Raw genomic sequence first — 20,784 nt, forward strand, 5'->3', positions numbered from 1 at the left:
TTCTCAAGCAGGGCGGGGCCCGTCAACCCTGACGCGCCCCGAGGCACCCGGGCGCGTGACCCGCCCGGCCTGGCGGCGCCTCGCCCGCCCGACTCGCGCGTCCGCGCCCGGACCGGTCCGGGCACTTGCCCCCGGCCGGGCTTGCGGGCGATCCGGCCCCTCCGCTACGCAGTCCCGGGCGGACGGACGGAGCGATCGACCATGGCCGAGGCAGCTGAACCGGGGCGCCGCCTGTGGATCCGCGACCCGCTCGCCATCCTGGCCGAGGGGGCCGGCGGCGGGATCGTGGTCGCGGGAACCCGGATCGTCGAACACGTACCGGCCGGGGCACGGCCCGCGGGGCCCGTGGACGAGATCTTCGACGCGTCCCGCCACGTGGTCATCCCCGGGCTGATCAACACCCACCACCACGCCTTCCAGACGCTGACCCGCGCCCACCCGCTGGCGATCGACAAGCCGCTCTTCCCCTGGCTGAAGGCGCTCTACACGGTCTGGGGGCGGATCACCCCGGAGGCGTTCCGGCTGGCCACGCGGGTGGCCTTCACCGAACTGCTGCTCTCGGGCTGCACCACGGCGGGCGACCACCATTACCTGTTCCCCAGGGGGCTGGAGGATTCCGTGGACGTCCAGGTCGCGGAGGCCCGGGACCTGGGCATCCGCGCCTTCGTCACCCGCGGCTCCATGAGCCTGTCCGACCGGGAGGGCGGCCTGCCCCCGGAGGCGCTGACGCAGGACGACGACGCGATCCTCTCCGACAGCGAGCGGGTGCTGAACCTGTTCCACGACCCCGCCCCCGGCGCGATGGTGCAGATCGGGCTGGCGCCGTGCTCGCCCTTCGCGGTGACCAAGCGCCTGATGCGCGAGAGCGCGGACCTCGCCGCCCGCCACGGAGCCCGCCTGCACACCCATCTGGGCGAGACGCTGGACGAGGACGGCTATTGCCAGTCGATGTTCGGCTGCCGGCCCGTGGAGTACCTGGAGGAGGTCGGGTGGCTGAACGACCGGGTCTGGCTCGCCCACGGCATCCACTTCACCGATGCCGAGGTGGCCCGGCTCGGCGGGGCGGGGGTCGGCGTCTGCCACTGCCCGACCTCGAACATGACCCTGGCCTCGGGCCGCTGCCGCACCTGCGAACTGGAGGCGGCGGGCTCGCCCGTGGGCCTCGGGGTCGACGGCTCGGCCTCCAACGACAGCTCGAACCTGATGGAGGGGGTGCGTCACGCCCTGATGATCAACCGGCTCACCTACGGGGCGGAGGCCGTGACCCATCTGGATGCCCTGCGCTGGGCGACCGAGGGCTCGGCCGCCTGCCTCGGCCGCTCCGATATCGGCCGGATCGCGCCGGGCCGGGAGGCCGATCTCGCGCTGTTCACCCTGGAGGAACTGCGCTTCTCCGGCGCCCACGACCCGCTGGCCGCGCTGGTCCTGTGCGGCGCCACCCGGGCCGACCGGGTGATGGTGGCGGGGCGCTGGCGGGTGATCGACGGGCAGCCGCTCGGGGTCGATACCGGGATGCTCCACGAGGCGCATTCCCGGCTGGCGGTGGCGCTGTTCGGGACGCTGTAGGATCCGGCCGCCGGAGGGCCCGCGCCCGTCCGCGGTCTCCGCCCCGGTCCGGCCCTATCGGGACGGGTCGCCGGCCGCGACGGCGCTCATCCGCGGCCCGAGGGTCGTGACCGGCGAGGTGATCGACGGCGGCGCGACCGGCGTGCCCCGGCCCGATCCCTGGACCGGCTCACCGGAGGGGCGAGCCGGTCCGGCTGCGGGAACCGGCGCTCCTCAGAACAGCCCGTCGATCTGGCCGTTGGCGTCGAGGCGGATCGTGTCGGCGGCGGGCACCCGGGGCAGGCCCGGCATGGTCATGATCTCCCCGCAGATCGCCACCACGAAGCCGGCGCCGGCCGAGAGCCGCACGTCGCGCACCCCCACGATGTGGCCCTCCGGGGCACCCATCAGCCCCGGGTTGGTGGAGAACGAGTACTGCGTCTTGGCCATGCAGATCGGCAAGTGGCCGTAGCCGTCCTTCTCGAAGGCGGCGAGCTTGCCGGCCGCCTTGGCCTCGATCTGGATGTCGGCCGCGCCGTAGAGCTTGGTAGCGATCGACCGGATCTTCTCCGAGAGCGGCGCCTCCGTCTCGTAGGCGTGGCGGATCGGCGCCGGCTCGGCCTGCGCGAGCTTCACCACGGCCCGGGCGAGTTCCTCGGCCCCGGCCCCGCCCTCGGCCCAGTGGCGGCAGGTGATCGCCTCGACGTCGAGCCGCGCGCGGCACAGCTCCTTGAGCTTGGCGTGCTCGGCGTCGGTGTCGGCGTGGAAGTGGTTGACGCCGACCACCACCGGCAGGCCGAAGCCGCGCAGGTTGGTCACGTGCCGGGCGAGGTTGGCGAAGCCCTTCTCCAGGGCGTCGATGTTCTCGGCCCCGAGGTTCTTCTTGTCGACGCCGCCGTGCATCTTGAGGGCGCGGATCGTGGCGACCACCACGACCGCCGAGGGGGCCAGCCCCGCCTGCCGGCACTTGATGTCGAGGAACTTCTCGGCGCCCAGATCGGCGCCGAACCCGGCCTCGGTCACCGTGTAGTCGGCGAGCCGCAGGCCGGCCCGGGTGGCGATCACCGAGTTGCAGCCATGGGCGATGTTGGCGAAGGGGCCGCCATGGATCAGCGCGGGGTTGCCCTCCAGCGTCTGCACGAGGTTGGGCTGCAGGGCGTCCTTGAGCAGCACCGTCATGGCGCCGGTGGCCTTCACGTCCTTGAGGGTGACGAGCTTGCGGTCGCGGGTCTCGGCGATGACGATCCGGCCGAGGCGCTCCTCCAGGTCGGCGAGGTCACGCGCGAGGCAGAACACCGCCATCACCTCGGAGGCGACCGTGATGTCGAAGCCGTCCTCCCGGGGGAAGCCGTTGGCGACGCCGCCGAGCGACTGGGTGATCTGGCGCAGCGCCCGGTCGTTCATGTCGACGACGCGGCGCCAGTGGATGCGGCGCACGTCGATGTTGAGCTCGTTGGCCCAGTAGACGTGGTTGTCGATCAGCGCGGCCGCGAGGCTGTGGGCCGACGTGATGGCGTGGAAGTCGCCGGTGAAGTGCAGGTTGATCTGCTCCATCGGCACGACCTGCGCCTTGCCGCCGCCGGCCGCGCCGCCCTTCATGCCGAAGCACGGCCCGAGCGAGGGCTCGCGCAGGCAGATCATGGTCTTCTCGCCGATGCGGTTCAGGGCGTCGCCCAGGCCCACCGTGGTGGTGGTCTTGCCCTCGCCCGCCGGCGTCGGCGAGATGGCGGTCACCAGCACGAGCTTGCCGGGCGTCCGGCTCTCCAGCCCGGCGATGTAGCCGTGGTCGATCTTGGCGATGTGCCGGCCGTAATTGTGGAGTGCGTCATCCGGGATGCCCAGCGTCTCGGCGACCTGTGCGATCGGCTTCAGGGTCGCGGCGCGGGCGATCTCGATGTCTGACGGCATGGGCGTTCCCTCCCTGGATTGCGGGCTCGGAGCCCGACCGCCGGCTGTTGCCGTGACGGTGTCCGCTCGTGCGGGCAGCCGCCCGCGAACGGCTGCGCAGTGTGCGTCAAACGTGCGGGAAATGCGCGTCGATTTTTATGAGGCGGCGGACAAAAACAAGTTTCTGGTCCGCCGGCCGGGGGAGGCCGGGGGATGGCCGCCATCCCCGGGCCTCATCCGGAGGCGCCGGAGCGCGGCGCAGGCCGCGAAGGGGGCGCCGGAAGGTGCCGCGACCCGTCGAGCCCGCCTTCCCGGGCGGCCTCGCCGCACCGCGGGATGACGGGGGTGGAGGGGAGCCGGCGTCGCGGGGCCGGGCCCCGTCAGCCCCCCGACTTCTTGGCCTTGTCGGCGGCGCCGGGCGCCTCGTGGGGCTGCGGCGCGCCCTTCGGAAGCTCCGGGTTCTCGGCATTGTGCGGGGCGGCCACCGGCGCCGGCACGGTCTCGGCCGTGGCGGTCGGCTTCTCGATGTCCGGCAGACCGTCCTTCAGCTTCGCGTTGATCTGCGCGAGGTCGTCCGGCTCGGGATTGAGGTCCTTGGCATGCTGCCACTGGAACTTGCCCTCCAGCCGCCGGCCCGCGCGCCAGTAGGCGTCCCCCAGGTGGTCGTTGATGGTCGGATCGCCGGGCTTCAGCTCGACCGCCTTCTCCAGCTCCCGCACCGCGTCGTCCCAGCGGCCGAGGCGGAAATAGGCCCAGCCCAGGCTGTCGACGATCATGCCGTCCCGCGGGCTCGCGTCGGCGGCCTGCTGCAGCAGCTTGAACGCCTCGTCGATGTTGGTGTTCTGGTCGACCCAGGAATAGCCCAGGTAGTTCATCACCTGCGCCTTGGCGGCCGGCTGGTTGGCCGGCACGAGGGACAGCGCCTTCTTCAGGTCGGCCTCGGCCTTCGGCCACTGCTTGGCGCGCTCGTAGGCGGTGCCGCGGAAGTAGTAGGTCGTCCAGTAATTGGCCTGCGGCCGGTCGCCGATCAGGTTGATCGCCCGCGAGTAGGTGGCGGCGGCCTCCTCGTACTTCTTGCGGGCGCGCTGGACGTTGCCGAGCGCCGAGATCACGTCGATGTCGTCCGGGTGGGCCTTCATGGTCGCGTCGAGATGCGCGAGCGCCTCGTCGCCCTTGCCCATCTGCTCCAAGTTCAGGCCGACCTGGATGTCGGCGTTGAGCTTGAGCGGCGAGGTCGCGGGGATCTGCGCGTAGGCCTCGTTGGCGCGCTCGGTCTGCTTCATCCGGTCGAGGGTGTCGGCCAGCGTCAGCCGGGCGAGGGCATGGTCGGGGGCGAGGTAGAGGGCCAGCCGCAGGTAGATCACCGCGGGCAGCTCGTCGCCCTGCGTGGAACCGGCCGAGCCCAGCCCGTACAGCACCTCGGCGGCGCCCTCCTGCGCGGTGGTGACCAGGCGCGTGAGGGGCTTGCCCTCCTTGAGCTTGTCGAGGGCGTCGCGCACCAGCGGGTGGCGCGGCGAGAGCTGGTCGAAGTCCGAATAGGCCTGGATCGCGAGGTCGGTGCGGCCGAGGCTCGCCTCCATCCGGGCATAGGCGTCGACGATGCGCAGGGTGTTGCGGTCGGCCTCGTAGGCGGCCTTGAGGCGCCGCTCGGCCTCGGCGTTGTCGCCGGTCACCGCCGCGATCAGGCCGGCATGGTAGTCCCGGAAGGTGTTGTAGTAGCGCTCGCCCCGGAGCTTGTTGACCGTCTCCAGCGCCTTCTTGCCGTCGCCCGCGCCGGCATACGACCAGGCGGTGAGCAGCGTCGCGGTCAGGTCGGTGGCCGCCCCGCGCCCGCTGCGGGAGAAGTTCTGGCGGGCGGCGGCCCACTGGCCGGCCTTGATCTGGCGCACCCCGAGGGAGAGGTTGGCGAGCCCGTTGGTGGGATCGCGGGCGATCAGCTTCTCGGCCGCGCGGAACGCGTCCGGCAGGGCGCCGTCGGCGAGCAGCGAGATGAAGGCGCGCTCGACCAGCTCGGCGTTGCGCGGGTCGGCCTTCACGGCCTCGCGGTAGAAGGTGGCCGCCGCCGCCGTGTCCCGGGAGGCGCCCGCGATGTAGGCCGAGAGGAAGTTGCCCTCCAGCGAGTCCGCGGGCTCGTAGTCGAGCACCGGGGCCGATTCCTTGGGCTGCGCGGCCAGCACGGTCTGCGGGAGCCCGGCGGCGAGCAGCAGGGCGAGCGCCGAGACGCTCCGGCGGGCGCGTGATGTCATCATGAACCGATCGCGGCTCCTGGGCGCCGGCCAGCCAAGGGGCCAGGCGCGAGAATGGCGGGTTATCCCCGGAAAAACGCCGGGGACACTGGACCCATCCCGCCAGCCCCGCAAGGCGAAAGGATGGCGCGGGGCGGATGAGCGGGTCGTCCGCCGTCCCGTCGGCGGGCGCGCCGCGACCCGGTGCGGCACGGGGCCGGCCGCGACGCCCCCGCGCCCGCGGGCGGCGCGCCTCGGCGCCCCTCGGCGTTCCGGCCGGGACCCGGCCTCACATGTTCGGGTAGTTCGGGCCGCCCGGGCCCTCCGGCGTCACCCAGTCGATGTTCTGGTTCGGATCCTTGATGTCGCAGGTCTTGCAGTGGACGCAGTTCTGCGCGTTGATCTGGTAGCGCACGCCGTCGCTGGCGGCGGCATCCTCCACCCACTCGTACACGCCCGCCGGGCAGTAGCGGCCCGAGGGCCCGCCGTAGACGTCGTGCTCGGAGCGCTTCTGCAACTCCAGGTCGCGGACCTTGAGGTGGGGCGGCTGGTCCTCCTCGTGGTTGGTGTTCGACAGGTAGACCGAGGAGAGCCGGTCGAAGGTCAGCTTGCCGTCGGGCTTCGGGTAGACGATCGGCGTCACCTCGGAGAGGGGCTTCAGGCAGGCATGGTCGGGCTTGCCGTGCGAGAGCGTGCCGAACGGCGAGGCGCCCAGCAGGCTGGTCGCCCACATGTCGATCCCGCCGAGCCCCACGCCCACCAGGGTGCCGTAACGCGACCAGAGCGGCTTGACGTTGCGCACGGCCTTGAGGTCCCGCCCGATCGGGCTGTCGCGCCAGCCGGCCTCGTAGGCGGTGAGCTCGTCGCCGGCGCGACCGGCCTTCAGGGCGTCCGCGATGGCCTCGGCCGCCTGCATGCCGGACAGCACCGCGTTGTGCGAACCCTTGATCCGCGGGACGTTCACGAACCCCGCCGAGCAGCCGACCAGGCAGCCGCCGGGGAAGACGAGCTTCGGCACCGATTGCCAGCCGCCCTCCATGATGGCGCGCGCGCCGTAGCCGATGCGCTTGGCGCCCGCGAAGGTGTCGGCGATCAGCGGGTGGGTCTTGAAGCGCTGGAACTCCTCGAACGGCGACAGGGTCGGGTTCTCGTAGTTCAGGTGCGTGACGAAGCCGACCGAGAGCAGGTTGTCGTCGAAATGGTAGAGCCAGGAGCCGCCGCCGGCCTTGTTGGGGAGCGGCCAGCCCATGGTGTGGCGCACCAGCCCCCGCTCGAAGGTCGCGTCCGGCAGCTGCCACAGCTCCTTCACGCCGAGCCCGTACTTGAAGTGGTCGCTGTGCCGGCTGAGGGAGAAGCGCTGGATCAGGCCCTTGGTGAGGTTGCCCCGCGCGCCCTCGCCGAACACCGTGTACTTGGCGCGCAGCTCCATGCCGCGGGTGTAGTCCTCCCGCGGCTCGCCCGAGCGGCCGATGCCGAGATCGCCCGTGGCGACGCCCGCCACGGCGCCGTTGGCGTCGAACAGCACCTCGGAGGCCGGGAAGCCCGGATAGATCTCGACCCCGAGCGCCTCGGCCTGGGCGCCCAGGTACTTGCACACGTTCGACAGCGAGCCGACGAAGTTGCCGTGGTTCGACATGAGCTTGGGGAAGAACACGTTCGGCATGGTGACGCCGCTGTTCCGGGTGAGCAGCATGAACTCGTCGCGCTGGACCTCCGTCTTGAGCGGGCGCTCCGGATCCTGGCGCCACTCGGGCAGCAGCTGGTCGAGGCCGCTCGGGTCGATCACCGCGCCCGACAGGATGTGGGCGCCGACCTCCGAGCCCTTCTCGACGACGACGACGGAGATCTCCTCGCCGATCTCGGCAGCGCGCTGCTTCAGGCGGATCGCGGTGGCGAGGCCGGCCGGGCCGGCGCCCACCACGACCACGTCGAAATCCATGCTCTCGCGTTCGGGCAGCGCCATCCTGGCCTCCTTATTCTTGTTCCGGCGCCCGGTACGTCGCCGGGCCGGCATCCCTGCTGCCGTCTCAAGCGATTCCAAGCTGGAAAGGCAAGGTGCCGAAGCGTCGGCCGCAGGCAAAGTTCCCTGTGCCGCAGGGCGGGCCCCGCGGCGCCGCGCAGCCGGCCGGTCCCCTCCGGCGCGGGCGCCCCACCCTGCGGGGGCCGGGGCGGACCGGCGCCCCCGGGGCGCGGGCACCGCGCTGTTGCGTCACGCAAGCCCTTGCCGGCGGACGGGTTTCATGAGTTGTCCACAGGCTGCCGCGACCCCATCTACCGAGTCACATGCCGAGCCCCTCCGACGCGCAAGCCGACCTGATCGCCTATCTCGACTTCCACGTGGAGGCCGGTGCCGACGCGGTGCTCGACGAGCGGCCGCACGACCGGTTCGGGGAGGCGGATGCGCCGGCGCCGGCCCTACGCGCCCCGCGCCGGCCCGCCGTCCAGGCCGAGGCGCCGGCCCGGACCCTCGTGCCGCCCCCCGGTTCGCCCCCGCCCTCCGCGGCGCCGGCCCGCACCTTCGGCCGCGCCGCGAGCGCCCAGCCCGACGAGGCCGCGAGCGACGCCCGCGCCCGGGCGCGGCAGGCGAAGACGCTGGACGAGCTGGAGCGGATCCTGGCCGATTTCGACGCCTGCCCGCTGCGCTTCACCGCCAAGAACCTCGTCTTCGCGGACGGCAATCCCGCGGCGCGGGTGATGTTTCTCGGCGAGGCGCCCGGCGCCGACGAGGACCGGATCGGCAAGCCGTTCATGGGCCGCTCGGGCCAGCTCCTCGACAAGATGATGAAGGCGGTCGGCCTCGACCGGTCGAGCGCCTATATCGGCAACATCGTGCCCTGGCGCCCCCCGGGCAACCGCAACCCGACGCCCCAGGAGGTGGCCGTGTGCCGGCCCTTCGTGGAGCGTCAGATCGAGCTGGTCGACCCGGACATCATCGTGTGCCTCGGCGCGCCCGCGACCCAGACGCTCACCGGCAGCAAGGACGGCATCCTGCGGACCCGCGGCCGGCTGTTCCCGTACCGCCTGCCGCACCGCGAGGTGAAGCTGCTGGCGACGCTCCACCCGGCCTTCCTGCTGCGCCAGCCGGTGCAGAAGCGCCTGGCGTGGCGGGATTTCCGCGCCCTGCGGTCGCTGCTGGACGGGAAAGCTTGACCGCGGTGGCGGAACCGGCTCTCCCCTCCCGTCATTAGAGCTTCGTTCCCGCCGGCGGTTCGCCGCTGTCCGGACACAACGACGCACAGCAAGGTCCGGCCCCCCGCGGCGGCCGGCGCAGCATCGATGGCGGGACCCAACCATGCGCTGGGAAGATCTACGCAGCTCCGACAACGTCGAGGATCGGCGCGGTGAAGGCGGCGGCGGCGGGGGCGGCATGGGCTTCCCCGGCGGCGGCGCCGGCGGCCTCGGCATCGGCACCATCGTGGTGCTGCTGATCGTCAGCTACTTCACCGGCATCAACCCGGCGATCCTGATCGGCGGCGCCGAGCGGATCGGCGGCGGCCACAGCAGCCAGGAGCAGCCGGCCGACCCGCAGACCCAGGCCAAGCGCCGTCAGGCCCCCACCGACGACAGCGGTCGGTTCGCGTCGAAGATCCTGGGCAACACCGAGGACGTGTGGAGCCAGATCCTGCCGCAGCAGACCGGCAAGCAGTACACGCCGACGACGCTGGTGCTCTACACCGGCGGCACCCGCTCGGGCTGCGGCTCGGCCCAGGCCGCCATGGGCCCGTTCTACTGCCCGCTGGACAAGAAGGTCTACCTGGACACGGGCTTCTTCAAGGAGATGGCCTCGAAGTTCGGCGTGAAGGGCGACTTCGCCTACGCGTACGTGATCGCCCACGAGGTCGGCCACCACGTCCAGGACGTGCTGGGCATCCTCGGCAAGGTGCAGGCCCGCCAGCAGCAGGCGTCGAGCAAGACCGAGGCGAACGCCCTGTCGGTGCGCATCGAGCTGATGGCCGATTGCCTCGCGGGCGTCTGGGCCAAGAACTCCAACGACAAGTATGCCGAACTCGACCAGGGCGACATCGACGAGGCTCTGAACGCCGCCGCCCAGATCGGCGACGACGCGCTGCAGCAGCGCTCGCGCGGCTACGTGGTGCCGGATTCCTTCACCCACGGCTCCTCGGCCCAGCGCCAGCGCTGGTTCACCGCCGGCTACAAGAGCGGCCAGACCAAGTCCTGCGACACGTTCCGCACGGCGAATAACTGAGGCGGCACGGGTTCTCGGGATCGCCCGAGGCTTGACCCGACACGCGCCCTCCCTCCCCGCGGAGGGCGGGCGGCTCCCGGTCACGCGTCGCCCGAGGCCTCAGCGGGGGCGCGGGAGCAGATGCGGGCTCACCCCCGGCTCAACCGCTGCGCGTTGGCCTGCACCTTCCGCCGGTAGCTGCGGATCACCTTGCCGTTGGAGGCGCCGGCGGCCAGCATCAGGGCGGCCTCGCCGGCGGCCAGCATCTTCTCGGTCACCATGAGCTGCGCCTCGGCCTGCGCGGCCGGACCGCCGAAGGCGAACATCGCCATCCGCTGGGCGATCACGCCCTGAGCCTCCAGGCCCAGCATGGCCATGTCGAGGCTCGTCGTCCACCAACCGCAAAGCATCGTGTTCCTCAAAGGTGTCGGCAACCGCCAAGCCCCATGCCAATGGGCCAAGATCCCTGCCAATGGGCCAAGCTTCCTGCCCTCGGCCAGGATCCCTGCCGGTGGCTAAGATTCCTGCCTTCGGCAACGATCCATGCCGTCGGCCGAGCCCCGTGCCGTCGGCCGAGCCTGCCACCATACGCCGGAGCGGCGGCCGGTGCGGCCGGGAAACGACGTAGCTCGCAGAATCGGGCCGAATAGCCGCAAAGCGCACGGATGAAGGCCACGGTTGCGCGGCGCGCAGGTCTCACCGCCGCGCCGCCCGTCTTTGCGCCGTCTCGATCCATGCCGTAAGCGCCCGGGAGGTTTCCCCCGACACGGCCCGCGCCATGATACGCCTCGACAAGATCACCAAGCAGAACGGGCGGCAGCTCGTGTTCATCGAGGCCTCGGCCGCCCTGCAGCGGGGCGAGAAGGTCGGGCTCGTGGGCCCGAACGGGGCCGGCAAGACCACGCTGTTCCGGATGATCATCGGCCAGGAGCAGCCCGACGAGGGTCAGGTCGCCGCCGACCGGGGCATCACCATCGGGTATTTCAGCCAGGATGTCGGCGAGATGGCCGGCCGCAGCGTCGTCACCGAGGTGATGGACGGGGCCGGTCCGGTGAGCACGGTGGCGGCGGAACTCGCCGAGCTCGGCGCGGCGCTCGCCGATCCGGACCGCGCCGACGAGATGGACGCGCTGATCGAGCGCTACGGCGAGGTCCAGGCGCGGTTCGAGGAACTCGACGGCTACGCGCTGGAGGGCCGCGCCCGCGAGGTGCTCGACGGGCTGAGCTTCAGCCAGGAGATGATGGACGGGGATGTCGGCGCCCTCTCGGGCGGCTGGAAGATGCGCGTCGCCCTCGCCCGCATCCTGCTGATGCGCCCGGACGTGATGCTCCTCGACGAGCCGTCCAACCACCTCGACCTCGAGAGCCTGATCTGGCTCGAATCCTTCCTCAAGGCCTATGACGGCGCCCTGCTGATGACCTCGCACGACCGCGAGTTCATGAACCGCATCGTCACCAAGGTGGTCGAGATCGACGGCGGCGCGCTCACCACCTACTCGGGCGACTACGCCTTCTACGAGGGCCAGCGGATCCTGAACGAGGCGCAGCAGCAGGCGCAGTTCGAGCGGCAGCAGGCCATGCTCGCCAAGGAGATCGCCTTCATCGAGCGGTTCAAGGCCCGGGCCTCCCACGCCGCCCAGGTGCAGAGCCGGGTGAAGAAGCTCGACAAGATCGAGCGCGTCGAGCCGCCCCGGCGGCGGCAATCCGTGGCCTTCGAGTTCCAGCCGGCGCCGCGCTCGGGGGACGACGTCGTGATGCTGAAGGGCGTCAACAAGCGCTACGGCAGCCGCACGATCTACGAGGGGCTCGACTTCTCGGTGCGGCGCCGGGAGCGCTGGTGCGTGATGGGCATCAACGGCGCCGGCAAGTCGACGCTGCTGAAGCTCGTGACCGGCACCACCGCACCGGATGACGGGTCGGTCACGGTCGGCGGCAGCGTCAAGCTCGGCTACTTCGCCCAGCACGCCATGGACCTGCTCGACGGCGACCGCACGGTCTTCCAGACCCTGGAGGACGCCTTCCCGCAGGCCGGCCAGGGCTCCCTGCGGGCCCTCGCCGGCTGCTTCGGCTTCTCGGGCGACGACGTCGAGAAGCGCTGCCGGGTGCTGTCGGGCGGCGAGAAGGCCCGGCTGGTGATGGCCCTGATGCTCTACGACCCGCCGAACTTCCTGGTGCTCGACGAGCCGACCAACCACCTCGACATGGGCACCAAGGAGATGCTCATCACGGCGCTCGCCCAGTACGAGGGCACGATGCTGTTCGTCTCCCACGACCGGCACTTCCTGGCGGCCCTGTCGAACCGGGTGCTCGAAGTCACCCCGGAGGGCATCCACCAGTACGGCGGCGGCTACACCGAGTACGTGGCCCGCACCGGCCAGGAGGCGCCCGGCCTGCGGAGCTGACGGGGCGGGGCGGGCCGGGGACGGGGCGATCCCTGCGACCGCCGCTCCGCTACCCTCCCGGGGCAACCCGGGTTAGGCTGCGCCGAAACGGCCCTGCGCGAGACGCCGTGCGACGCCTGCTGAAGTTCCTCCACACGATGGGGTCCGCCGGATTGCTGGGCGCGATGGCGGCCCTGGTCGTCATGCTGGGCCTCGCGCCCCCGCCGACGGCCCTACCCGGCTACGCGGCGATCCGGGGCGCGATGGGGGCCGTCGCCACCTGGATCTTCCTGCCCGCCCTCGCCCTCACCCTCCTGTCGGGCCTGCTGGCCATGGCGCTGAACCGCGCCTACCTCAACGCCGGCTGGGCCTGGGTGAAGCTCGCCACCGGCGTCCTGATGTTCGAGGGCGGACTGGTCTACGTGCAGGGCCCGATGCGGCGGGAGGCCGAGCAGAGCGCCCGGGCCCTCGCGGGCCTCGCGGATCCCGGCCTCCTCGCGACCGCTCTGGAGGGCGAGCGCGGCACGCTGTGGGTGCTGCTCGCGGTCTCGGCCGCCAACGTGGCGCTCGGGATCTGGCGCCCGCGCATCCTCCGGATCCCGCGATAGACCCGTCACTTCCCAATACAGAAGCCGGCAAACAAACGGTCGAGCACGTCCTCGACGCCGACATGCCCGGCGACTTCGCCGAGGGACCGGACCGCGAGGCGCAGGTCCTCGGCGGCCAGTTCCGGCAGGCCGCCCGCGCCCGCGAGCAGGCGGTCCAGATGGCCCACGCAGGCTTCGAGGGCCGCCCGGTGACGCGCGCGGGTGATCAGTGCGTCGCCCTGGCCGAGGCCGCTCTCGGCCGCCGCCTGCACGGCGTCGAGCAGGGCGTCGAGGCCGAGGCCCGTCCGGGCCGAGACCGCCAGCGCGGCCTCGGGGAAAGGTTGTAATGAGCCGGCAATTAAGTCGGTCTTCGTGAGCACCGTGCGGTACGACGTTCCGGACCGGCCGAGATCGGGGGGATCCTCTCCGGGCGGCACCAGGACGAGCACCAGATCGGCCGCGTCGATCCGGGCACGGGCCCGCCGGATGCCGGCGGCCTCCACGGGCTCGGCGGTCTCGCGCAGCCCCGCCGTATCGACGAGGATCACGGGGAGGCCGCCCAGGTCCAGCCGGACCTCGATGGCATCCCGGGTGGTGCCGGGGATCTCCGAGACGATGGCGACCTCCCGGCGGCTGAGGGCGTTCAGCAGGGTCGACTTGCCGGCATTGGGTGCACCGGCGAGGACCACCGTGAAACCGTCGCGCAGGCGCTCGCCCCGACGCCCGTCCCGCAAGGCGGCGGCGATCTCGTCGCGGAGGGCGGTGGCGCGTTGGACCAGCCCCGCATCCAGGCCGGCCTCGTCCACGTCGCCCTCGTCGGAGAAGTCGAGGGCCGCCTCGGCGGCGGCGAGGCCATCGATCGCCTGCATCCGCCAGGCCGCGACCTGCCGGCTCAGGGCGCCGTCGAGCTGGCGCAGGGCCTGACGGCGCTGGCCCTCGGTCTCCGCGTCGATCAGGTCGGCCACCGCCTCGGCTTCGGCCAAATCCAGGCGGCCGTTCAGGACCGCCCGACGGGTGAAGGCCCCGGGCCCGGCGGCGCGGCAACCCGGCAGCCCTGCCAGGGCCGTCAGCACGCCCATCCGGACCGCCTGTCCGCCATGGAGGTGCAGCTCGACCATATCCTCGCCGCTGTACGTCTCCGGGCCGGGAAACCACGCGACCAGCGCGCGGTCGAGTTCGGCGCCGTCGACCGGATCGCGGAGGGTTCGGAGCGACAGGCGCCGGGGCGGCGGAAGCGCGGCACCCAGGGCGGTCAGGACGTCCCGGGCGGCAGGACCGCTGATCCGGATCACCGCGACGGCGGCCCGGCCGAATCCACTGGCGGGAGCGAAGAGCGTTTCGGTTTCGGTCATGGTTCGCAGCTTCGCACAGACACCGCCTTCATTCGGCCCCGGGCAGGCGTTTCACGTGAAACATGCCGGCTGCTCCATAGCATCCGGCGCGGCCGGCGTTCCGCGGTGTGGACCGGCATGATGCAGACCCGTCGCACGAGGATGCAGCCCGCCATGCACACGACGCGCCGCGCGCTCTGCCGCGCCCTCCTCGCCGCACCCCTGGTCCTGCCGGTCCGGACGGCCGCCGCCGACACCGATCCCGACCTCGCGGCGATCGAGCGGCGGCTCGGCGGCCGCCTCGGTGTGGCGGCCGGATCGACGGAGCGCCTCCTGATCGGCCACCGGGCCGACGAGGACTTCCCGATGTGCAGCACCTTCAAGGTCCTGGCGGCGGCCGCGGTTCTGGCGCGGGCCGATGCCGGGTCCGAGAACCTCGACCGGGTTGTGACTTACGGCGCCGGCGATCTCCTCAGCTACGCGCCGGTGACCCGGAAAGCCCTGGAATCCAGTGGCGGGACGGGGCGGCTGTTGGTCTCCGACCTCTGCGCCGCCGCCCTGGAATGGAGCGACAATACCGCCGTCAACCTGCTTCTTCCGAGCCTGGGCGGACCGGAGGGCCTGACGGCGTGGCTGCGGCGTATCGACGATCCCCGCACCCGGCTCGACCGCACGGAGCCGACCCTCAACAGCGCGATTCCCGGCGACCCGCGCGATACCACCACCCCCGCGGCGATGCGGTCGACCCTCGGTCGGATCCTGCTCGGCTCAATCCTGGCGCCGGCCTCGCGCGGGCGATTGGAGGGCTGGATGGCGGGAAGCCAGACCGGCTTCAAGCGGCTCCGCGCCGGCCTGCCGAAGGATTGGCCGGTGGGCGACAAGACCGGCAGCGGCGACAACGGCACGGTCAACGACGTGGCGATCCTGCGGCCGCCCGGCCGTGCACCCGTGCTCGCCGCCGTGTACATGACCGGCACGACGGCGCCCGCGGCGGTTTGGGAAGCGGCCTATGCCGAGATCGGCCGGCTCATCGCCGCACGGGCGTCCGGTGCCTGATTGAGACCGACCGTTCGACGAGGCCATGGCCAGGACAGCTTCGAAGACCACCCGCGCGACGCAGGCCCTGGACAGGGCCGGCACCCGCTACAGCCTTCACGCCTACGATTACGATCCGGAGGCCCAGCGCGTCGGCCTCCAGGCCGCCGAGGCTCTGGGTGTCGCACCCGGCCGGGTGCTGAAGACCCTGATGGCGGCGGTGGACGGGCGTCCGGTCTGCCTGCTGGTCGCCTCGGACCGAGAGGTCTCGATGAAGCGGGCGGCCGCGGCCTTTTCGGGCAAAGCCGCCGCGATGCTCAAGCCCGCTGATGCCGAGCGGCTGACGGGCTACCATGTGGGCGGCATCAGCCCGCTCGGACAGAAGCGGCCCTTTCCCACGGCGATCGATGCCGGCTCCCTCGGTGAGCCGGATACGGAGATCCACGTCAATGGCGGAGGCCGAGGCCTGCAGATCCGCCTGAGGGAGGCCGACTTGGTCGCCGTGCTGCAGGCTCGCGTCGTCCCGCTGACATGATCCGCAGCCGGTAAGCGCCCGTTTACCCTGGTCCCCCACGGTGACGGCGCACGGGAGAAGTGAGGCGGCATCGGATGACGGGACGGGGCATGGCGGCCATCGGTTGCGCGCTGCTGCTCGCCGGTCCCTGCGCGGCGGCGGACCTCGATCTGCGCGGCGTCGCGGAGCCCGGTCTCGCCGCAACGCCGCGGTTCTTTCCGCGCAGCGACGGAACCGACCGTCGCTCGGTCTTCGCAATCCGGAACCGCCCGGTGCCGGTGGGATGCACGCCCCGGCGGGTGCCCGTGCCGACCAACGCGCCGGACGACCCGAGCTACGTGGGGTCCGAGTACGGCCTGTCCCATCCGAGCTACTACGGCTTCACGCCTCCGTTGGGCGTCGATGATCCATTCGGGCGATCTCTCCTCCCCTACTGCCCCTGAGGCGATCCTCCGCAGGGAACCGGACCGCTGTTCCCTTGAGGCGGCCGCATGCTCTAGACGGGCAGCGACCCCTGCGGAGCCAGTCCCGTGCCCGATTCGACGCCCCAGCGCTTCACCGATCTCGCCGCCCTCCGGCACTGCGTGGCCGGCTGGCGGGCGGCCGGTGAGCGGGTCGTGCTGGTGCCCACCATGGGCGCCCTGCACGAGGGGCATCTCGCCCTGATGGCCGAGGCGCGGCAGATCGGCCGCCGGACGGTTGCCAGCATCTTCGTCAACCCGACCCAGTTCGGGCCCAACGAGGATTTCTCCCGCTACCCGCGGGATCTCGCGGCGGACTTGGCGCTGCTCGCACAGGCCGGGGCCGACGCCGCCTGGACGCCCGAGGTGGACACCATGTACCCGCCGGGCTTCGCCACGCGGATCGAAGTCGCCGGTCTGTCGGAGGGGTTGTGCGGTCCGTTCCGGCCCGGCCATTTCGCCGGGGTGGCCACGGTGGTGACCAAGCTGCTGAACCAGGTTCGGCCGGACGTCGCCCTGTTCGGCGAGAAGGATTTTCAGCAGCTGCGGGTGATCCAGCAGGCGGTGGCCGACCTCGACCTCGCGGTTGAGATCCGCGGCGTTCCGACCCTGCGGGAGATCGACGGCCTCGCCCTGTCGTCCCGCAATCGCTACCTGGCGCCCGAGGAGCGCGCTGTCGCCCCCAAGCTCCACGCCGTGCTGGCCGATATCGCGGCCGCCTCGCGCAACGGCACCCCCGTGGCCGGGCGGATCGCCGCCGGAAAGGCCGCCCTGGAGGCGGCGGGCTTCCGGGTCCAGTACCTCGCGGTCTGCGATGCCCGGACCCTGGCGCCAGTCGAGCGGGTCGACGGCCCCGCCCGGGTCCTCACCGCGGCCTTCCTGGGGCGGACCCGACTCATCGACAATCTCTCCGTATGAGGCCGCCCGGCACGACGCGGCCCGATGTCCCGAAGGTGCGGCCTCTACCCCGCGCGCGGCGCGTCCGGATCCAGGCGGCACGCCATGGATCGTGACGGGCGCCTCGCCGCCGGACCTGCCCCCTCGATCGCGGGGGCGCGCGCCCCGCCTCCTGGCAGCCGGGCCGCGGGGTGGACCGGTCACGCAGCCGGTGTCTTCGCGCCGACCCCACGCCCTGTATCGGCGGTCCGGGCACGACCTGATCTCTGCTGGCGCGTGATCGGTCTCTGCCCAGCACCGGCCGTCCTGGCCATCCTGGCCATCCTGGCCGTCCTCCTCGTCTGGGGGGGGCCTGCCCGCGCGGAGGACGGTGCCGTCGAGGGGATGGCGGGGCCATACGGCGAGCGCCTGCGCTACGACGCGAAGGGCCTGACCCTCGCCTTCCCCGAACAGGCGGTGAAGCTCGAGCTCGGCGGCCGTCTGCACATCGATGCCGGGGCCGCGGGCTTCAGCCGACCCGGACCGAGCGATGCCTTTCCAGACACGATCGCGGTGCGCCGCTCCTGGATCGAGCCGACGCTGACGGTCAGCCGCGACTGGGTGATCGCCTTCCAGTACGATTTCAGCGATCCGATCCTGCCGATCAACGACGCGTTCGTGGCCTGGAAGGGGGTGCCCGACACCATCCTGACCCTGGGCAACATGAAGGTGCCGTTCAGCCTGGAATGGCTGCAGAGCAACAACGACACCCTGTTCACCGAGCGCTCCCTCGCCAACGCCTTCGTGCCGGACCGCCGGTTCGGCTTCGCGGTCGGCCATCATGGACGGGCCTGGACCGCCGTGGCCGGCGTGTTCGGCGATGCGGCCAGCAATGGCATCACCGGTAACGGGGTCGCGGCCGCGGCGCGCGCTACCTGGGCGCCGATCCTGGAGGAGCGCGAGACCCTGCATCTCGGGCTTGCGGGGATCCATCGTCGACGCGCCCGGGGCGACGGTGACTTCGGTTTCTCCACGCCGGCGGAGACCTTCCTGTTCGCGCGGCCCTTCGTGGACACCGGTGACCTGCCCGATGTGGCCCGGGCATCGCGGATCGGGACCGAGTTCGCCTACCGCAACGGGCCATTCCTCCTGCAGGCCGAGTACATCCGGGCCGAGGTCGAGCGGTTCGCGGGGCCCGGCGGCGCGTTGCCGGTCCTCGGCTTCCAGGGCGGCTATGTCGAGGCGGGCTGGGTGCTCAACGGAGACGACCGCGGCTACGCGCTGGTGCCCGACGGCGGCACCAGCTACGCGACCTTCAAGGGCGTGCGCGTGTCGGAGAGTCGGCGGGTGACGCGCGGCGGGATCGGCGTGTTCGAACTGGCTGCCCGCTACAGCGCCATCGAACTCGACGCCCGGGGCTTCCGGGGCGGAACGGAGCGGGACGTCACCGTGGGCCTGAGCTGGTATCCCGAGCCGAATCTCCGCCTGATCGCCAGCTACATCAACGGGCGCGTCCGCCCGGGCGAGGCGCAGGCCGACGCCTTCGGCACCGCGGCGTTCTCGGTCGATACGGTCATCACGCGGCTGCAGATTTACTGGTAGGCGTCGCGATAACCCGGACCTCCCCGGGGCTGAACGCGGCCGGCTCGGACGTGGCGGTGTCCGTGGGGGGCGCGGCCGTCTGCTCGCGACTGGCCGATCCCTGAAGCGGACATCGCCGCTGGCCCCTGCCCGTCCGCGGACGTCGCCGTGCTATCCGCGCCGCATGTTCGAGAACCGCCCGGGTGTCGGGGCCTGGATCCGGTCCGGACAGCCGATCAAGACCCGAGCCGTCCCTCTCCGTCCCGCCCCGAGGATCGGAGAACCGCCGATGCTCAAGCTCTCGCGCGGGCCAGACGAGCGCCGAGGCGGAGCGGTGATGGACGGGTGGGCTGGCGAGGGCGCGGCGCGGGTCCTCGCCCGGGACGACCACGCGCCTCCTGCAGCAGGCCACCGGTACCGGCTCGCCCGCCCGCATGGCGCGTCGAGGATGGGACGATGAGTGGTGCGGTCGGTCCCTCCGGACGGCCGCTTCCGATCCGGCGCCGGCGGCGCCTGCCGGTCGGCGGAAGACCGCTTTCGGCAAGGATTTTCCGCCGTCCGCACGGCCGGCCTGGGTGGACCGCAGCCCTCCGCTCACGCAATCCCGGCTGGGCTTCTAAACCGCCCGGCGGAGAACCGACCGGAAAGGGCGCCGCTCGGGTTCCGGCTCCGTGGGCGGCGTCGGCGTTTCGGTGGGCGGCGCAGACAGGACTTCGGCGCGCACGGGCCGGGGCGTCGCGAAGGCCGCACCCTGGGCGAACGGCACGTCGAGGTCGATCAGATCGGGTACGTCGGCCTCGTCGGCGACATCCATGGCGACCAAGCGGATCCCGGCCCGCGCCAGGGCCGGCGCCGTGTCCTCGACGGCGATGTCCGACAGGCCGCCCCGGCCGGAGCCGGATCGCAGCAGCATGTCGGCCGGCACCTTCACCTGTCCGATACCGAGTGCAGCCAACTCCGCCGCATCGAAGCGGAGGTCGTCCGGCCGGTCGAGGCTGAAGCCGATCCGGTCCCGCAGGGCGGCGAGCAGGCTGCGCTGACCGGCATCGAGGCCCCGCCAGCTCGCCTGCGGCAGGGCCAGCACCAGCCCCCCGGCCAGGGTGGGGTCGTCCGCCGCCGTGCGGGCCAGCTCGCACAGCAGCCCGGGTTCGAACAGCGACAGGGGTGAGAGGCCGTAGGTCAGCGTGGTCTCGCTGCCCCGCCGGGCGAGATGGCGCACCACGATGGCCGCGCGCTGCAGCATGCGGCGGTCGAGCTCGGTGGTGCGGCCGTAGCGCTCCAGCACCGGCAGGAAGGTCTCGGGCTCGACCGGAACCGGCGTGCCGCCGATCCGCAACCGCGCCAGCGCCTCGTAGGCCACCACCTTGCGCTGTGGCAAGGTGACGACGGGCTGGAGGTGGATCTCCAGTCCCTCCCCCTCGAAGGCCCGGATGATCTCTGCCTCGCTCCCGGGATCCCGGGCAGGCTGCGGCGGAAATGGCCGCGGCGGGATGGACCGCGCTGGCGTAGTCGGGGCGGAGGGCGGTGTCTCTGCCATCGGCGGTGCGTCGGGCGGCGCCCGATGGGCTGCCGGCGGCGCGGCGGTGACCCGTGGACGCGGTGGCGCGGGTTCCGGACTCGCCGCGGGGGCGGGCGCAGGCGGATTCTCCGGCCGGATCTCGGGCCGGGCCTTGAGATCCGCGATCTCGGCATCCTGGGTGCTGACCACCGTGGTCAGGTCACGCACGATGCCGCTCAGGAGGCCGAACTCGACGGTGAGTTCCTCGATCTGGGCCAGCAACGCGGCCTCGGCGGTCTCGGGCGGCGGCTGGACCGCAGCATTGGCCGCGGCCGTCTCGACCTTGAGCAGGCGCCGGGACAGCAGGTCCACCTCGCCGGACAGCTTCTCGCAGCGCGCCTTCAGGGTCGCGATGCGGGTGAGGGCGAGGCTGGCGACGCCGGACGCCAGGGCGCCGAGCGTCAGCGCACTCCAGAGCGGCAGGAACACGGCGAGCGGCCCGAACACGACGAGCCCGAGGAGGCCGACCGTCAACAGCCCCGCGTACCGGCCGAGGACCGGGACCATCGTCTGAACACCCGCCAGGGTCACGCGCCGGTCGCCGGGGGAAATCCCGAGCGAACCCCACCGGGCGTAAACCGAATCGTTCGGATCATTGGCCCTGCCCGCGCAGCCCGG

The 20,784-nt window shown here is 72.1% G+C and carries 17 protein-coding genes; 11 read left to right on the plus strand and 6 right to left on the minus strand.

Annotated features, from left to right (window positions below; translation table 11 throughout):
• Positions 1–201: 201 nt before the first annotated feature.
• The gene (locus MKK82_RS14245; RefSeq protein ID WP_238289368.1) at positions 202–1,566 is read left to right on the plus strand and encodes an 8-oxoguanine deaminase; all 1,365 of its coding nucleotides are present in this window, start codon (positions 202–204) and stop codon (positions 1,564–1,566) included.
• Between the two features lie 213 nt (positions 1,567–1,779).
• Here MKK82_RS14245 and MKK82_RS14250 read toward each other — a convergent pair whose 3' ends face one another.
• From MKK82_RS14250 to MKK82_RS14260, 3 genes are all read right to left on the minus strand, one after another.
• Entirely contained in the window at positions 1,780–3,453 is a 1,674-nt protein-coding gene (locus MKK82_RS14250) for a formate--tetrahydrofolate ligase (RefSeq protein ID WP_238289370.1), read from the minus strand.
• Between the two features lie 359 nt (positions 3,454–3,812).
• Positions 3,813–5,681 (minus strand): tetratricopeptide repeat protein, encoded by a 1,869-nt coding sequence (locus MKK82_RS14255; RefSeq protein ID WP_238289372.1) that lies wholly within the window; start codon positions 5,679–5,681, stop codon positions 3,813–3,815.
• A gap of 265 nt (positions 5,682–5,946) precedes the next feature.
• The gene (locus tag MKK82_RS14260; protein ID WP_238289374.1) at positions 5,947–7,620 is read right to left on the minus strand and encodes an electron transfer flavoprotein-ubiquinone oxidoreductase; all 1,674 of its coding nucleotides are present in this window, start codon (positions 7,618–7,620) and stop codon (positions 5,947–5,949) included.
• A gap of 320 nt (positions 7,621–7,940) precedes the next feature.
• On the opposite strand from MKK82_RS14260, the gene MKK82_RS14265 reads away from it, so the two are divergent.
• Positions 7,941–8,807 (plus strand): uracil-DNA glycosylase family protein, encoded by an 867-nt coding sequence (locus MKK82_RS14265; protein WP_238289377.1) that lies wholly within the window; start codon positions 7,941–7,943, stop codon positions 8,805–8,807.
• A gap of 142 nt (positions 8,808–8,949) precedes the next feature.
• The gene (locus MKK82_RS14270; RefSeq protein WP_238289379.1) at positions 8,950–9,864 is read left to right on the plus strand and encodes a neutral zinc metallopeptidase; all 915 of its coding nucleotides are present in this window, start codon (positions 8,950–8,952) and stop codon (positions 9,862–9,864) included.
• A 128-nt stretch (positions 9,865–9,992) separates the two neighbouring features.
• On the opposite strand, the gene MKK82_RS14275 is transcribed toward MKK82_RS14270, so the two are convergent.
• Positions 9,993–10,253 carry a hypothetical protein gene (locus tag MKK82_RS14275; protein ID WP_238289381.1) on the minus strand — a complete coding sequence of 87 codons (261 nt, stop codon included), beginning with the start codon at positions 10,251–10,253 and terminating at the stop codon, positions 9,993–9,995.
• A gap of 368 nt (positions 10,254–10,621) precedes the next feature.
• Here MKK82_RS14275 and MKK82_RS14280 point away from each other — a divergent pair, with 368 nt between their 5' ends.
• On the plus strand, positions 10,622–12,244 hold the full coding sequence (locus tag MKK82_RS14280) for an ABC-F family ATP-binding cassette domain-containing protein (RefSeq protein ID WP_238289383.1): 1,623 nt from the start codon (positions 10,622–10,624) through the stop codon (positions 12,242–12,244).
• Positions 12,245–12,351: 107 nt separating this feature from the next.
• The gene (locus tag MKK82_RS14285; RefSeq protein WP_238289387.1) at positions 12,352–12,831 is read left to right on the plus strand and encodes a hypothetical protein; all 480 of its coding nucleotides are present in this window, start codon (positions 12,352–12,354) and stop codon (positions 12,829–12,831) included.
• Between the two features lie 5 nt (positions 12,832–12,836).
• Here MKK82_RS14285 and mnmE read toward each other — a convergent pair whose 3' ends face one another.
• Positions 12,837–14,162 (minus strand): tRNA uridine-5-carboxymethylaminomethyl(34) synthesis GTPase MnmE, encoded by a 1,326-nt coding sequence (mnmE, locus tag MKK82_RS14290; protein WP_238289388.1) that lies wholly within the window; start codon positions 14,160–14,162, stop codon positions 12,837–12,839.
• A 153-nt stretch (positions 14,163–14,315) separates the two neighbouring features.
• Here mnmE and bla point away from each other — a divergent pair, with 153 nt between their 5' ends.
• The 6 genes from bla (at position 14,316) to MKK82_RS34425 (ending at position 19,068) form a co-directional block, all read left to right on the plus strand.
• The gene (bla, locus tag MKK82_RS14295; protein WP_238289390.1) at positions 14,316–15,197 is read left to right on the plus strand and encodes a class A beta-lactamase; all 882 of its coding nucleotides are present in this window, start codon (positions 14,316–14,318) and stop codon (positions 15,195–15,197) included.
• Between the two features lie 25 nt (positions 15,198–15,222).
• Positions 15,223–15,711 (plus strand): aminoacyl-tRNA deacylase, encoded by a 489-nt coding sequence (locus MKK82_RS14300; protein WP_238289392.1) that lies wholly within the window; start codon positions 15,223–15,225, stop codon positions 15,709–15,711.
• 89 nt (positions 15,712–15,800) lie between these two features.
• Positions 15,801–16,133, plus strand: coding sequence for a hypothetical protein (locus tag MKK82_RS14305; protein WP_243986087.1), 333 nt, complete (start codon positions 15,801–15,803; stop codon positions 16,131–16,133).
• A gap of 87 nt (positions 16,134–16,220) precedes the next feature.
• The gene (panC, locus tag MKK82_RS14310; RefSeq protein ID WP_238289396.1) at positions 16,221–17,069 is read left to right on the plus strand and encodes a pantoate--beta-alanine ligase; all 849 of its coding nucleotides are present in this window, start codon (positions 16,221–16,223) and stop codon (positions 17,067–17,069) included.
• Positions 17,070–17,324: 255 nt separating this feature from the next.
• Complete coding sequence (locus MKK82_RS14315; protein ID WP_238289398.1) at positions 17,325–18,629, plus strand: OprO/OprP family phosphate-selective porin; 1,305 nt, start codon at positions 17,325–17,327, stop codon at positions 18,627–18,629.
• 163 nt (positions 18,630–18,792) lie between these two features.
• Positions 18,793–19,068 (plus strand): aminoglycoside phosphotransferase family protein, encoded by a 276-nt coding sequence (locus MKK82_RS34425; protein ID WP_353959806.1) that lies wholly within the window; start codon positions 18,793–18,795, stop codon positions 19,066–19,068.
• A gap of 156 nt (positions 19,069–19,224) precedes the next feature.
• Here MKK82_RS34425 and MKK82_RS14320 read toward each other — a convergent pair whose 3' ends face one another.
• Positions 19,225–20,673: an EAL domain-containing protein gene (locus MKK82_RS14320; protein ID WP_243986149.1), complete on the minus strand. Its 1,449-nt coding sequence runs from the start codon at positions 20,671–20,673 to the stop codon at positions 19,225–19,227.
• Positions 20,674–20,784 lie beyond the last annotated feature (111 nt).

It is taken from the genome of Methylobacterium sp. E-046, from assembly GCF_022829625.1.
In the GTDB taxonomy this organism is placed as follows: Bacteria; Pseudomonadota; Alphaproteobacteria; order Rhizobiales; family Beijerinckiaceae; genus Methylobacterium; species Methylobacterium longum.